Origin of the sequence: Stenotrophomonas sp. TWI169, assembly GCF_039674705.1 — a bacterium.
GTDB lineage: Bacteria > Pseudomonadota > Gammaproteobacteria > Xanthomonadales > Xanthomonadaceae > Stenotrophomonas > Stenotrophomonas maltophilia_P.
On record NZ_JBDJOB010000011.1, the window covers coordinates 108,075 to 121,488 of the forward strand.

Below are 13,414 nucleotides of genomic sequence, written 5' to 3' on the forward strand. Positions count from 1 at the left end.
GGCCATTGTGCGCGCAGCGGGTGCACGATCGCATCACGGCCTGGCGGCTGCGTGGTCCAGCGCGAAGTTCAGCGTCACCACGTTCACCCGCGGCTGGCCGAACACGCCCCATTGGCGTCCCTCGGTGTGGGCCTGCAGCAGCGCCTGCACACGTTCCACCGGCAGGCCCCGGGCACGCGCCACGCGGGCCACCTGCAGCTGCGCCGCCGCCGGCGTCAGCTGCGGATCGAGCCCGCCGCCGGATTGGGTGACGAGGTCCGCCGGCACCTGGTCCGGTGCGACGCCTTCGCGCGCTGCGACCGCAGCCGTGCTTGCGGTGACGCGCTCGATCAACGTAGGGTTGCTGCGTGCCAGGTTGGAGCCGGCCGCCGCCATCGGGTCATAGTTGGCGGCCGATGGCCGCGCCTGGAAGTAGCCATCGCCAGCGAACGGCTGCGCCAGCCACGCCGACGCACGCACCTGGCCGCTGCCATCGCGCAGCAGGCTGCCTTCGGCCTGCATCGGGTACGCCAGGCCGGCAAAACCGGTGGCGATGCCGGCGTAGACCGCACCGGCCAGCAGCAGGGTCGCCACACCCAGGCCGATCGCCGGGCGCCAGCTGGCGTCGTCCTGCAGGCGGGCCATGCGGGATGCGGCCTTGGCTTCGCGCGGAAGGGAAGAAGAAGTGGAAGCAGAGCGGTTCATGAGCCGGATACCAGGACAAGAAGGAGGTCGATCGCCTTGATCGCCGCGAACGGCAGCAGCACGCCACCCAGGCCGTACACCAGCATGTTCCGGCGCAGGAGCGCGGTGGCCGTGGCCGGGCGGAAGCGCACGCCCCGCAGAGCCAGCGGAATCAGAGCGGGAATCACCAGGGCGTTGAAGATCAGCGCGGCCAGCACCGCGTTGCGCGGACTGGACAGCTGCATCACGTTCAGCGCCGCCATCGCGGGTACCGCCGCGGCGAACAGCGCCGGCAGGATCGCGAAGTACTTGGAGACATCGTTGGCCAGCGAGAAGGTGGTCAGCGCGCCGCGGGTGATCAGCTGCTGCTTGCCTACCTCCACCACCGCCAGCAGCTTGGCCGGATCCGAATCCAGGTCGACCATGTTGCCGGCTTCCTTGGCGGCCTGCGTGCCGGAGTTCATGGCCAGCCCGATGTCGGCCTGGGCCAGCGCCGGCGCATCGTTGGTGCCATCGCCGACCATCGCCACCAGACGGCCCCCGGCCTGTTCCTGGCGGATGCGTGCCAGCTTGTCCTCGGGCCGGGCTTCGGCGATGTAGTCGTCGACGCCGGCTTCGGCAGCGATGGCGGCCGCGGTCAGCGGGTTGTCACCGGTGATCATTACCGTCCGGATGCCCATCGCCCTCAGCTGTGCGAACTTCTCGCGCATGCCGTGCTTGACCACGTCCGACAGTTCGATCACGCCCAGCACATGGCGACCTTCCGCCACCACCAGCGGCGTGGCGCCGTTGCGGGCGACCTGTTCGACGCGCCCGCCCAGCTCGGCCGGCACCACGCCTCCCTGCGCCTGCACATGGTTGCGGATCGCATCCAGCGCACCCTTGCGGATCTGCCGGCCATGGGCAAGGTCAACGCCGGACATGCGGGTCTGCGCACTGAAGGCCAGGTAGACGGCCTGCTCCGGCTCGGCGGTGGTGCACCCCTGCTCGCGTGCCAGGCGCACGATCGACTTGCCTTCCGGGGTCGGGTCGGCCAGAGAGGACAACAGGGCCGCGTCGCGCAGCTGGCTGGCGTCGATCCCGGCCAACGCATGGAAGTGGCTGGCCTGGCGGTCGCCGTAGGTGATGGTGCCGGTCTTGTCCAGCAGCAGCACATCGACGTCGCCGGCCACTTCCACCGCCTTGCCCGACTTGGCCAGCACGTTGGCCGCCAGGGCGCGGTTCATGCCGGCGATGCCGATGGCCGGCAGCAATCCGCCGATGGTGGTCGGGATCAGGCAGACCAGCAGTGCGATCAGCAGCAGTGGATCGACCTGGACGCCGACATGGGCGCCGATGGCCGGCAATGTCGCCACCACCACCAGGAAGGTCAGCGTCATCGCCGCCAGCAGCAGGGTCAGGGCGACCTCGTTCGGTGTCTTCTGCCGGTTGGCGCCTTCCACCAGCGCGATCATCCGGTCCAGGAAGCTGTGGCCCGGCTCGGCGGTCACACGCACGACGATCTGGTCGGACAGCACCTTGGTACCGCCGATCACGCCGGAGCGATCGGTACCCGCTTCGCGCAGCACCGGTGCCGATTCGCCGGTTACCGCCGCTTCGTTGATGGTGGCCAGGCCCTGCACGATCTCGCCATCGGCTGGCACCAGCTCGCCGGCACTGACGATGACGTGGTCGCCCGGGCGCAGTTCGGCGGCCGGCACCTGCGTTTCTGCGGCCCCTGGCTGCGGGGCGGCCAGTCGGCGCGCCACCAGGTCCTGGCGGGCACGGCGCAACGATGCGGCCTGGCCCCGCCCGCGTGCTTCGGCGACGGCCTCGGCGAAGTTGCCGAACAATACGGTGACCAGCAGGATCGCGGTCACCGCCAGGCCGAAGCCCAGTGGAGCGTTGCCGGTCAGGGTGATGGTCGCGGCGACGATCGTGCCGGCCATCACCACCGCCATCACCGGGCTGCGCACCAGATGCATCGGTGAAAGCTTGCGTACGGCGTCGACCAGTGCGCGGCGCAGGCCGGCCGCATCGAGCAGGGCAGGGCGTGACGCAAGCGGGTTACGGGTTGAGGTTGCGTGGCTACTCATGGGGGTGTCCTCAATGCAGTCCCAGGCTCAGGTGGTCGGCGATCGGGCCAAGCACCAGCGCCGGCATGAACTGCAGCACGGTCAGGATGACGATCACCGACACCAGGGTCAGGGCGAACGTCGGGGTTTCGATCTGCAGGCTGCCCGCTGATTCCGGTGCCTGCCGCTTGGCGGCGAGCTGGGCAGCAACCACCAGCGGAATCACCAGCAGCGGAAAGCGACCCAGCAGCAGCACCAGCGAGCAGCTCAGGTTCCACCACGGCGTGGCATCACCCAGTCCCTCGAAGCCCGAACCGTTGTTGGCGTAGGCCGATACGTATTCGTAGAACACCTGGCTGATGCCGTGGAAGCCGGGATTGGAGGTGCCGGCCAGGCCGGGCACGGCCAGAGTGACCGCGGTGAACACCAGCAGGGTGATGGGCTGCAGCAGCACCAGCAGGGCCAGCAGGCGCACCTGCGGGGTCTCCAGCTTGCGACCGAACAGTTCCGGCGTCCGGCCCGTCATCAACCCCGCCAGGAACACGCCCAGCAACAGGTAGACGATGAACTGCTGCAGGCCGCAGCCGATGCCACCCCAGATCGCACTGACCAGCATGTTGACCAGGGCAATGCCACCGCTCAGCGGGGCCAGCGAATCGTGCATGCCGTTCACCGAGCCATTGGACACCTGCGTCGTCACCGCCGCCCACAACGCGGTGCCGTCGGCGCCGAAACGTACTTCCTTGCCCTCCATCAGCAGGGGCGTGGCCGCACTGGCACTGTGGCCTTCGCTCCACACCATGGCGCCGGTGGACAGCAGCGACATTCCCAGCATGCAGACGAACACCAGCGCGCCGAAGCGACGTCGCCCGGTGAATGCCCCGATCATGAAGATCACCGCCATCGGTACCAGCAGGATGCCGATCACTTCGAGAAGGTTCGAAACCGGCGTCGGATTCTCCAGCGGGAAGCTGCTGTTCGGGCCATACCAGCCGCCGCCGTTGGCGCCCAGCTGCTTGGCGGCGACCATCGCCGCGACCGGACCCAGCGGCAGCTTCTGCGTCGTCATGCCGGCGGAGGCATCGATCGGCGTAGCCTGCGGCCCCGCCGCCAGCGTCGATGGCACGCCCTGGCTGGTCAGCAGCAGTGTCCACAGCAGGCACAGCGGCAACAGGACGCGCACGCACAGGCGCACCACGTCGGTGTAGTAGTTGCCCACTGCGACCTGGCGGTCATCGCCGGCGCTGCCTGTGGCCGACTGCGGCGCCGGCGCGAACAGCGCGCGCAGTGTGGCCACCGCCAGCGCCAGGCCCATCATCGGGGTCACCACCTGCAGACCAGTGATCCCGGTCATCTGCGAGAGGTAGGACAGCTGCGCCTGGCCCGAATAGTGCTGCTGGTTGGTGTTGGTCAGGAACGAGATCATCGTGTGCAGCGCGGTGTCCCAGCGCATGTTCGGGATCTGGTCCGGATTCAGCGGCAACCACGCCTGGGTCATGAACACCGCCAAGGTCAGCACCGCCACCACCCCATTGCTGAGCAGGAATGCCAGCACGTAGCCACGCCAGGACATCGAGCGTGCGGGATCGACGCCGAAGACCTTGTACAGCGGCGTTTCGATCCAACGGAACAGCACGTCGACCTTCATCGGCGTGCCGCGCATCACGCGCGCCAGGTACAGTCCCAGCGGCCATGCCAGCGCGACGCTGGCAGCAAGAATGACAAGAATTTCAATCATGGCCGGCTCCGCTCAGAACGACTCGGGCCGCAGCACGACATACAGAAGATAGGCGGCGGCGATCAGCACCAGCACGCCACACACCAACGACAGCCAGGGGGACATGGGAATTGCGTCCTGGTGGAACCCCTCCACCTCAGGCCGTCATGGTCGGCCTGCGCCCCGTAAACGCACTACCCGGCGGACCGGGCCGGCGCGTAAAGACTGCATAAATTCCGCGCGTCAGGCCGTAACCTGGCCACGGGTAGCGCCGGGCCATGCCCGGCGGCAGGAGCGTTTTCAGCCAGCCGGGGCAGCCGGCGCCAGGCCCTTCAGCTCGCGATAGCGCTGCAGGGTGCTTTCGATCTCCGCCTTCAACGCCTGCTGCTGCTGCAGGAAGCCGGACTGCAGGCGCTGCTGCGACTGCAGTTGTACGTGCCGCTGGCGGATCGCTTCGGCCTGCGGGTCGCCCACCTTGGCGCCCGCCAGCTCGCGGTCGCCGGCCGCCGACAGCAGCGCGACCAGCGATTCACGCAGGCTGGCCACGTTGTACTGGGCGGTCTTGAGGTTGTTGTCGAGCACTTCCTGGCGCTCGGCGAACACCCGCCGCAGGTCGTCTTCGCTGCCGTAGGTGGTCAGCATCGCCTGCTCGGTGCGCTGGCGGGTCTGCTCGGCCATCCGGTCCAGCTGCTGCTGTGCCGCCGCGGTACTGGCGGCGGCACGTTCTTCGTCGGTCAGCGCGCGCTGCACCTGCGCATTGCGCAGCCCACTGCGGGCATTGAACTCGTCGCGCGCGTGGTTGACCGCATCGGCAGGAAGCGCATCGGTGCAGATCCGTTCCTGGCCCTCGTTCCAGCAGTACAGCTTCTTCTCGACCTTGTCGCCGCCCCGCGACTGCCCCGCCACGATGAACGGCAGGGCCAGCAGCAGGCCGGCGAAGAGAACAGCAGGAATTCGGGACATGCGACCTTCCCCCTGGCGGTCAGCGTGTGGAGCGGACGCCGTACTGGGCCCGATAGGCTTCCAGCGGCTGCCGGTAGCCGACAAGTTCCGGGTTTCCCGAGGCGAAATCAAGCAGGTCGCCCAGCGAAGCCACTGCGATCACCGGGATGCCGGCTTCCTCGGCCACTGCCTGCGCCGCGGAGCGGCGATCGGCTTCCGAAGCGATCTCCTGGCGATCCAGAGCGACCACAATGCCGGCCGGAGTGCCGCCTGCCGCGCGGATGATGGCCAGCGCTTCGCGGATCGCAGTACCCGCAGTGATCACGTCATCGACGATCAGCACGCGCTTGCCATTCATGTCGGCGCCGATCAGCTGGCCGCCTTCGCCATGGTCCTTGGCTTCCTTGCGGTTGAACGACAGCGGCAGGTCGCGGCCACGCTGGGCCAGCTCGCAGGCCATTGCCGTGGCCAGCGGAATGCCCTTGTAGGCCGGGCCGAACACCACGTCGTACTTGACCCCGCTGGCGTCGATGGCATCGGCATAACAGGCGCCGAGCTGGGACAGCAGCGAGCCGGAGTCGAAGCGACCGGCGTTGAAGAAATAGGGGCTCAGCCGGCCGGACTTGAGGGTGAACTGGCCGAAGCGCAGGGCGTCGGCGGTCAGGGCCAGCTGCAGGAAACGGTGACGGTGGTCGCTCATCAAAACTCGATTCATCTTCATTTGGAGCACAAATCCTAATGCAGCCGGGCCTTCCGCGCTCGTCGGCGCTCTTCCGGGGGGCCGTCCGGCCGCGTCCGCCGGACTGCGCAGCCCAGCAGCCAACCGGTATGCTTGCCCGGTTTCCCGCCGTAGGTCCCCTGCATGCGCATCATCAGTTTCAACGCCAATGGCATCCGTTCCGCCGCGACCAAAGGCTTCCTCGACTGGTTCCGCGCCCAGGACGCCGACGTCCTGTGCCTCCAGGAGACCAAGGCCCAGGAAGACCAGCTGACCGACCCGATGTTCCGGCCCGACGGACACCATTGCTTCTACCGCGATGCCATCACCAAGAAGGGCTACAGCGGCGTGGCGATCTACAGCAGGCGGGAACCGGACCAGGTCATCACCTCGCTGGGCTGGGCGCCGTTCGACGATGAGGGGCGCTATATCGAGGCGCGCTTCGGCAACCTCAGCGTGGTGTCCTTCTACATTCCGTCCGGCAGCTCCGGCGACCTGCGCCAGGGATTCAAGTTCGAAGTGATGGAGTGGCTGCGGCCGATCCTGGAGGAGTGGGCGCGCAGCGGTCGCGACTACGTGCTGTGTGGCGACTGGAACATCGTGCGGTCGGCGCTGGACATCAGGAACTGGAAGTCCAACCAGAAGAATTCCGGCTGTCTGCCCGAAGAGCGCGACTGGCTCAACGCGCTGTGCGCCGATCATGGCCAGGCCACCGACGTGGCGGCCGGTCGTGGCTGGGCCGATGCGTATCGCCTGCTCAATCCCACCGGGGAGGACTACACCTGGTGGAGCAACCGCGGGGCGGCCCGCGCCAACAACGTGGGATGGCGCATCGACTACCAGTTCATCACGCCGGGCCTGCGCGACAAACTGCGTGGCTGCTCGATCTACCGCGAAGAGCGCTTCTCCGACCACGCCCCGTTCACCGTGGACTACGACCTGTGAGCGAGGCGGCCAGGCCGGTCAGCTACAAAGGCTGGGCAGGAATCAAGCGCGCCTTCGGTACACCGTCGGCGCTGACCATGGCCATGCTGGGTTTCGGCAGTGGCCTGCCGTTCCTGCTGATCGCGTCGCAGACCTTGTCCACGCGCCTGCGCGATGTGGGGCTGGACCTGGGCAGCATCGGCCTGATCAGCCTGGCCAGTTTCTTCTACCTGCTCAAGTTCCTGTGGGCACCGCTGCTGGATCGGTATGCCTTCCCGTTGCTGGGCCGGCTCGGCCGTCGTCGCTCCTGGCTGCTGATATCGCAGGTCATGGTGCTGGTCGGACTGATCGCGCTGGCCTTCGTGCGCCCCGAACAGGGCGTCTGGCCCCTGGTGATGTGGGTGCTGGTGGCGTCCTTTGCCGGCGCCACCCAGGATTCGGCCGTGGATGCCTACCGTATCGAGATCGCGCCGCAGACCGCTCAGGCCGCGCTGGCGGCCACCTACACGTTGGGTTACCGGATCGGCCTGATCCTGGCCGGTGCCGGCGCGCTGTATCTGGCCCAGTTTGAAGGCTGGGTCATCGCGTATCTGGCAATGGCCGCCCTGATGCTGCTGCCGATCATCACCACGCTGCTGTGCGCCGAACCGGAGCGTCCCGCCACCGCCGTGCAGCGCCGCATCGATGTCGCCGAAGCCTTCGTCCAGCCGATCACAAGTTTCTTCAGCCGCAACGGCGTCGCATTGGCGCTGGTGCTGCTGGCCTTTGTCGGCCTGTTCAAGTTCCCTGACCAGGTGATCGGGGTGATGGCGGGGCCGTTCTACCTCGATTCCGGCTTCGACAAGGCCGACATCGCCACGGTCTCCAAACTGTTCGGGGTGTGGATGGGCATCGGCGGTGCCTTCCTGGGAGGCATCGCGGTGGCCGCGTTTGGCTTCCGGCGCATGCTGCTGGTGGCAGCACTGGGCGTGGCGCTGTCCAATCTGGCCTTCCTGCTGATGGCGCACAACCCGGGCAAGCTGTGGGCGTTCTATGCCGCCCTCAGTGCCGACAACCTGTTCCAGGGCTTTGCAGGCACCGTGCTGGTCGCCTTCATGTCGTCGTTGACGGACCGCAACTTCACCGCCACCCAGTATGCGCTGCTGGTCTCCCTGGCCAACCTGCCCGGCAAGTTCGTCGGCGGTGTGTCGGGCTACATCGTCGAGGCCACCTCCTACAGCACGTTCTTCATCCTCAGCTCGGTCACCGTGGTGCCGACCCTGCTGCTGCTGGTCTGGCTGTGGCCGCGCATCGTCGACCGCGGGCCACCGCCGGCCGCCTGATTGCCTGCCCGCCCGGTCTGCGGGATCATCGCCCCCGACGCGCCGAGGGGGCGGTGCCCTGCGAACGGGGAAGTGAGCATGGCTGATGTTGTGCTGCGGGACCTGGACCCGCTGCTGCTGGAACGCATCCGGCGGGTCGCGGTTGCCCGTGGCTGGAGCCACGAACAGACCTGTGCGGCGTTGCTGGAACAAGGGTTGTTCAGCAGCGAGCTGGAGGTCCGCTCCGGTTTTGGCGATACCGAGGTCGATGCGCTCGCTGCGGCCATCATCGCGCTGCAGGCGCTGCCGGCCGGGCAGGGCTTCGATTGATCTGATACCTCACCGCCGGGCATGGCCCGGCGCTACCAGTTGGTCGCCGAAGGGCGCGCGCCGGGCCACGCCCGGCGGAGGATGCCGAAGGGGGTAGCGCCGGGCCATGCCCGGCGGCGGGTGCCGCCTCAGGCCAGATGGATCGCGCCGAGAATCCGCGGCCCCTTTGCGCCGGTGACACTCGGCAGGTTCCCCGCCAGCCCGTCCATCGTCCGCTGCGCCAGCCAGGCGAAGCCCATGGCTTCCACGTACTCCGGGTCCAACCCATGCACGGCGCTGGATTCCACCTGCAGCGCCGGCAGCCGTTCGGCCAGCCGTTTCATCAACTGCCGGTTGTGCACGCCGCCGCCACAGACCAGCAGGCGGCGTGTCTGCGGCTGCTGCGCCAGCAGCGCATCGGCCACGGTCGCCACGGTCAGCTCAAGCAGGGTCGCCTGCACATCGGCAGCGGCGTACTGGCCTTCACCCATGTGCGCCTCCGCCCACGCCAGATGGAACTGTTCGCGACCGGTACTCTTCGGCGGGGGCAGGTCGAACCAGGGGTCCGCACGCCAGCCCGCCAGCAGGGGGCCATCCACCACACCGCTGGCGGCATAGGCGCCTTCGGCATCGAAGGTGCGCCCGGTGTGGCGCTGGCACCAGGCATCCATCAGCGCATTGGCTGGACCGGTGTCGAAGCCGCGTACGGCACCCTCCCGCGGGATCAGGGTCAGATTGGCGATGCCGCCCAGGTTGAGCACGGCCCGGTCCTCGTCGGCCGTGCCCAGCATGCCAAGGTGGAAGGCCGGCATCAGCGGTGCGCCATGACCGCCGGCAGCCACGTCGCGGCGGCGGAAATCGCACACCGTGGTGATCCCGGTCAGCTCGGCGATGCGGTTGCCGTCGCCCAGCTGCACGGTGAAGGCCGGATCGGCCAGCGGCCGGTGGCGCACGGTCTGCCCATGCGAGCCGATCGCCCGCACCCGGGTGCGGTCCACGCCGGATTCGTCCAGCAACTGGTTGGCGGCGTCGGCGAAGGCGATCGCGATCCGCGCGTCGAGTTCGCCAAGCTCCTCCAGCGATGCCAGCGGCCCCCCTTCGCCCAGCGCCACCAGCCGCGCGCGCAGCAGGGGCTCCCAGCGCGCGGTCAGGCCATGCACGAAGCGGCAGCCGCCCTCGTCGGGAAACTGCACCAGTGCGGCATCGATACCGTCGGCGCTGGTGCCTGACATCAGGCCCAGGTACAGGGGAGTGTTGGCGTCGACAGGTGTGCTCATGGCGCGCAAAAAAAAAGGACGCGGCAAGCTTGGGCTGCCGCGTCCTTGTTCGTCAACGCAGGTCTCAGCCGCGCTTGCGCCCGCGGGTCTGCGTGTCCTTGGCGCTGGCCACCTCCGTGGCCGCCTCGTCCCGACCGGTCGGCGCCGGGCTGGCGTCGGCGTAGATCAGCTTCTCCATGCCCTGGATGCGCGCCATCGCCGGCGCGGTCTGGGCGCGGAAGGCGGCCAGCTCGGCGCCCTTGAGCGGCTCCGGCGGCGGCATGGTCACCGTCAGCGGGTTGCGGTGCACGCCGTTGACGCGGAATTCGTAGTGCAGGTGCGGGCCGGTGGCCAGGCCGGTCGAGCCGACATAGCCGATCACCGTGCCCTGCGCCACGCGCTGGCCGGTGCGGATGTTCGCAAAGCGCGACATGTGCCCGTACAGGGTGGTGTGGCCACGACCGTGGTCGAGGATCACCACATTGCCGTAGCCGCGCTGCACGCCGGCGAACTGCACGCGCGCATCGCCGGCCGCCATGATCGGCGTGCCGGTGCGGGCGGCGTAGTCCACGCCCTTGTGCATGCGCATCTTGCCCAGCACCGGGTGCTTGCGCGCGCCGAAGGTCGAGCTCAGGCGCGCGAACGGGATCGGCATGCGGATGAAGCTCTTCTTCAGCGAGCGCCCATTGATGTCGTAGTACTCGGACTTGCCGTTGCGTTCGAAGCGGAAGCCCGAATAGGTCTTGCCGCCGGTGGTGAAGGTCGCCGCCAGGATCTTGCTGGTATCGACCTTTTCGCCCTCGCGCCAGGTCTCATCCATCACCACGCTGAAGCGGTCGCCCGGCTGCAGGTCCTTGGAGAAGTCGATGTCGTACTTGAAGATGTCGTCGGTCATGGTGGCGATCGCCGACGGTGACAGCCCGGCCCGGCGCGCTGCGGCATACAGCGAACTGGTGATCTCACCACTGGTGACCACCGTGCGCGTGGAGGTCTCGCGCTTGGTCACGGTCTCCTTGATGTTGTCGCCGGCCAGGCTCAGCTCGACCCGGTTCTCGCCGTCGCGGTCGAAGCGGATGCTGCGCAGGTCGCCGGACAGCGGCATGTCGAAGGCGATCTCGGCGCCCGGACGCAGCTTCGTCAGCGATTCGCGGGCACCGGGGTGGTCCAGGACGCGATGCAGGGTGGTCGCCGGAATGCCGGCCTGGTCGAACAGCTCGCTGAGGGTCTGGCCACGCTGTACGCGCAGGACCTGCCAGCTGTCACCGGGCACCTGCTGCTGGCGGGCCAGCGACAGCGGCGGCAAGGGCAGGGCCAGGCTGGTGTGGCTGTCGGCGTAGGGGGCGTCGATGGTGTGCGAGAAACCGGGGACGATCGTGGCGACCAGCGCACCGATGGTCGCAAACAGGCTGGCATGCATCCAGTGACGCCGGGTCCAGCGCTCATTGAAGGCGGCGGGAAGATGTTGCCTGAGCTTCCGATGCAGGGCGTTGTCGTGCAGGACGTGAAGGCGTTCCTGGAAGCGCTGCTTGCGTGCGCGCCCTTGTTCGGAGTTGTGCATCGGCGGTTTTTCCTGGCTGGCCCGGGAGCGCGGGCCTGAACGCCGGTTACCATAGACACCTGAGAAAAGCGCGTCAAACCCTTGTGCCCATTGGCTTTTGTGAAGCCAATCGGGTTAACTTGGCTTTAACACCCCCACACAAGAATCGGCGTTGCCGGGAGTAGTCACGTGTCCTCGATTGAAGAAGCCCTTTCCCTGATCGGCCGTGGTGCCGACGAGATCCTCAAGCTCGAGGATCTGCGTGCGCGCCTGCAGGAAGGCCGTCCGCTGCGGATCAAGGCTGGCTTCGACCCCACCGCGCCGGACCTGCATCTGGGTCATACGGTGCTGCTGAACAAGATGCGCCAGTTCCAGGACCTCGGTCATCAGGTCATCTTCCTGATCGGCGACTTCACCGGCATGATCGGCGACCCTTCGGGCAAGAGCCTGACCCGCAAGCCGCTCAGCCGCGAGGATGTGCTGGCCAATGCCCGCACCTACGAGGAACAGGTGTTCAAGGTGCTGGACCGCAGCCGTACCGAAGTCCGCTTCAATTCGGAGTGGTTCGGCAGCATGGGGGCGGCCGACATGATCCGCCTGGCCGGCCAGCACACCGTGGCACGCATGCTCGAGCGCGACGATTTCGCCAAGCGCTACGCCGCACAGCAGTCCATCGCCATCCACGAGTTCCTGTACCCGCTGGTGCAGGGCTACGACTCGGTCGCCCTGGAGGCGGACGTCGAACTGGGCGGTACCGACCAGAAGTTCAACCTGCTGATGGGTCGTGGCCTGCAGGAACACCACGGGCAGAAGCCCCAGGTGGTGTTGACCATGCCGCTGCTGGAAGGTCTGGATGGCGTCAACAAGATGTCCAAGTCGCTGGGCAACTACATCGGCATCAGCGAGCCGGCCATCGACATCGTCACCAAGACCATGAAGGTGGACGATGCCCTGATGTGGCGCTGGATCGAACTGCTGTCCTTCGATATCAGCCAGGCCGAGGCCGCGCAGCTGCGGGAGCAGGTGGCCAGCGGCGGTCTCAACCCGCGCGTGGTGAAGCTGCGCCTGGCGCGGGAGCTGGCAACCCGCTTCCACGACGCAGCCGCCGCCGAACAGGCCATTGCGGGCTGGGAAGCGGCGGTGACCGGACAGGGCGACATCACCCAGTTGCCGCTGCAGGACGTGGCGATTCCGGCCGAAGGCCTGCGCATCGCGGCGCTGCTGACCGCTGCCGGGCTGACCCCGAGCAACTCCGAAGCCAACCGCAAGCTCAAGGAGCGCGCCGTCAAGGTGGATGGCGAGGTCGTGGAAGATGGTCAGCAGGTGCTGCAGCCGGGCTTCGAAGGCCTGCTGCAGGTCGGCAAGCGCACATTCGCCCGTGTGCGCCTGATCGCGGCCTGAGACCTGTCGGACAAGCGCCGGGCACACGCCCGGCCGCTCGTGGCGCCGTTCATCGGGCGCCTGTCGGATGAACGGTGCCAACATCCGATGAAAAAAGTCGCCACACCCCCTTCACAAATGGGGCGAACAGGGACATACTTTCCCTCCCCCGTCGCAGGGGCCGCCAACAAGGGGCTTGAGCGACACCAGGGCGCCCACCACCCCGAACGAGATGATCGAACGAAGGTGTTGACGGACTGAAAAAGTCTGGCATAATGGGCGGCTCGCTACGAAGGAAACTTCGCAGCACACGGGAACGGCGCTGAGGCCACTTCCCCGGATCTTTGAAAGTATGCGCAGGTATCTTGTGAAGGCGCCTGCAGGAAGGATGATTGTCCATCTTGCAGACGTTTGATCAAGCAACTATTAATTGTTTTAAAGCAAGCGATACGTTGCCGGAATCATTCATCTGCAGCTTTAAATTTTTGCCTTCGGGCAATGTAGTTTTAAGTGAAGAGTTTGATCCTGGCTCAGAGTGAACGCTGGCGGTAGGCCTAACACATGCAAGTCGAACGGCAGCACAGAGGAGCTTGCTCCTTGGGTGGCGAGTGGC

12 protein-coding genes and 1 rRNA gene are annotated in these 13,414 nt (G+C 67.2%); 5 read left to right on the top strand and 8 right to left on the bottom strand.

The window, feature by feature from the left end; translation table 11 throughout:
• Nucleotides 1–33: 33 nt before the first annotated feature.
• The 6 genes from kdpC to pyrE all read right to left on the bottom strand — a co-directional run bounded on the left by kdpC (nt 34) and on the right by pyrE (nt 6,076).
• Nucleotides 34–684, bottom strand: a complete 651-nt coding sequence (gene kdpC / locus ABE543_RS10750) for a potassium-transporting ATPase subunit KdpC (RefSeq protein WP_346475672.1) — start codon at nt 682–684, stop codon at nt 34–36.
• Nucleotides 681–2,738: a potassium-transporting ATPase subunit KdpB gene (gene kdpB, locus ABE543_RS10755; RefSeq protein WP_197600100.1), complete on the bottom strand. Its 2,058-nt coding sequence runs from the start codon at nt 2,736–2,738 to the stop codon at nt 681–683. Before kdpB ends, kdpC begins: the two co-directional genes overlap by 4 nt.
• A 10-nt stretch (nt 2,739–2,748) precedes the next feature.
• Complete coding sequence (gene kdpA / locus ABE543_RS10760; protein ID WP_065181998.1) at nt 2,749–4,455, bottom strand: potassium-transporting ATPase subunit KdpA; 1,707 nt, start codon at nt 4,453–4,455, stop codon at nt 2,749–2,751.
• 12 nt (nt 4,456–4,467) lie between these two features.
• Nucleotides 4,468–4,560: a potassium-transporting ATPase subunit F gene (locus ABE543_RS10765; RefSeq protein WP_053516498.1), complete on the bottom strand. Its 93-nt coding sequence runs from the start codon at nt 4,558–4,560 to the stop codon at nt 4,468–4,470.
• Between the two features lie 174 nt (nt 4,561–4,734).
• The gene (locus ABE543_RS10770) at nt 4,735–5,397 is read right to left on the bottom strand and encodes a hypothetical protein (protein ID WP_065181997.1); all 663 of its coding nucleotides are present in this window, start codon (nt 5,395–5,397) and stop codon (nt 4,735–4,737) included.
• Between the two features lie 19 nt (nt 5,398–5,416).
• Nucleotides 5,417–6,076: an orotate phosphoribosyltransferase gene (gene pyrE / locus ABE543_RS10775; RefSeq protein WP_065174233.1), complete on the bottom strand. Its 660-nt coding sequence runs from the start codon at nt 6,074–6,076 to the stop codon at nt 5,417–5,419.
• A gap of 162 nt (nt 6,077–6,238) precedes the next feature.
• Here pyrE and ABE543_RS10780 point away from each other — a divergent pair, with 162 nt between their 5' ends.
• The 3 genes from ABE543_RS10780 (at nt 6,239) to ABE543_RS10790 (ending at nt 8,649) form a co-directional block, all read left to right on the top strand.
• Nucleotides 6,239–7,039, top strand: a complete 801-nt coding sequence (locus ABE543_RS10780) for an exodeoxyribonuclease III (RefSeq protein ID WP_053516492.1) — start codon at nt 6,239–6,241, stop codon at nt 7,037–7,039.
• The gene (locus ABE543_RS10785) at nt 7,036–8,340 is read left to right on the top strand and encodes an MFS transporter (protein ID WP_065181996.1); all 1,305 of its coding nucleotides are present in this window, start codon (nt 7,036–7,038) and stop codon (nt 8,338–8,340) included. Before ABE543_RS10780 ends, ABE543_RS10785 begins: the two co-directional genes overlap by 4 nt.
• Before the next feature lie 78 nt (nt 8,341–8,418).
• Complete coding sequence (locus ABE543_RS10790; RefSeq protein WP_053516488.1) at nt 8,419–8,649, top strand: hypothetical protein; 231 nt, start codon at nt 8,419–8,421, stop codon at nt 8,647–8,649.
• A gap of 128 nt (nt 8,650–8,777) precedes the next feature.
• Here the strand turns inward: ABE543_RS10790 and ABE543_RS10795 are convergent, their stop codons facing one another.
• Nucleotides 8,778–9,905 (bottom strand): anhydro-N-acetylmuramic acid kinase, encoded by a 1,128-nt coding sequence (locus tag ABE543_RS10795; protein ID WP_065181995.1) that lies wholly within the window; start codon nt 9,903–9,905, stop codon nt 8,778–8,780.
• 64 nt (nt 9,906–9,969) lie between these two features.
• Entirely contained in the window at nt 9,970–11,442 is a 1,473-nt protein-coding gene (locus ABE543_RS10800; protein ID WP_053516486.1) for a peptidoglycan DD-metalloendopeptidase family protein, read from the bottom strand.
• 168 nt (nt 11,443–11,610) lie between these two features.
• On the opposite strand from ABE543_RS10800, the gene tyrS reads away from it, so the two are divergent.
• Both tyrS and ABE543_RS10810 read left to right on the top strand, forming a co-directional pair.
• On the top strand, nt 11,611–12,822 hold the full coding sequence (tyrS, locus tag ABE543_RS10805) for a tyrosine--tRNA ligase (protein WP_074902135.1): 1,212 nt from the start codon (nt 11,611–11,613) through the stop codon (nt 12,820–12,822).
• A gap of 486 nt (nt 12,823–13,308) precedes the next feature.
• Nucleotides 13,309–13,414 (top strand): 16S ribosomal RNA (locus ABE543_RS10810); the annotation flags it as partial.

Coding starts and splice junctions, on each gene's coding strand:
- ABE543_RS10790 (WP_053516488.1), top strand. CDS start 8,419: ATGGCTGATGTTGTGCTGCGGGACCTGGACCCGCTGCTGCTGGAACGC.
- ABE543_RS10800 (WP_053516486.1), bottom strand. CDS start 11,442: ATGCACAACTCCGAACAAGGGCGCGCACGCAAGCAGCGCTTCCAGGAA.
- kdpA (WP_065181998.1), bottom strand. CDS start 4,455: ATGATTGAAATTCTTGTCATTCTTGCTGCCAGCGTCGCGCTGGCATGG.
- ABE543_RS10770 (WP_065181997.1), bottom strand. CDS start 5,397: ATGTCCCGAATTCCTGCTGTTCTCTTCGCCGGCCTGCTGCTGGCCCTG.
- ABE543_RS10765 (WP_053516498.1), bottom strand. CDS start 4,560: ATGTCCCCCTGGCTGTCGTTGGTGTGTGGCGTGCTGGTGCTGATCGCC.
- kdpB (WP_197600100.1), bottom strand. CDS start 2,738: ATGAGTAGCCACGCAACCTCAACCCGTAACCCGCTTGCGTCACGCCCT.
- kdpC (WP_346475672.1), bottom strand. CDS start 684: ATGAACCGCTCTGCTTCCACTTCTTCTTCCCTTCCGCGCGAAGCCAAG.
- ABE543_RS10795 (WP_065181995.1), bottom strand. CDS start 9,905: ATGAGCACACCTGTCGACGCCAACACTCCCCTGTACCTGGGCCTGATG.
- pyrE (WP_065174233.1), bottom strand. CDS start 6,076: ATGAGCGACCACCGTCACCGTTTCCTGCAGCTGGCCCTGACCGCCGAC.
- ABE543_RS10780 (WP_053516492.1), top strand. CDS start 6,239: ATGCGCATCATCAGTTTCAACGCCAATGGCATCCGTTCCGCCGCGACC.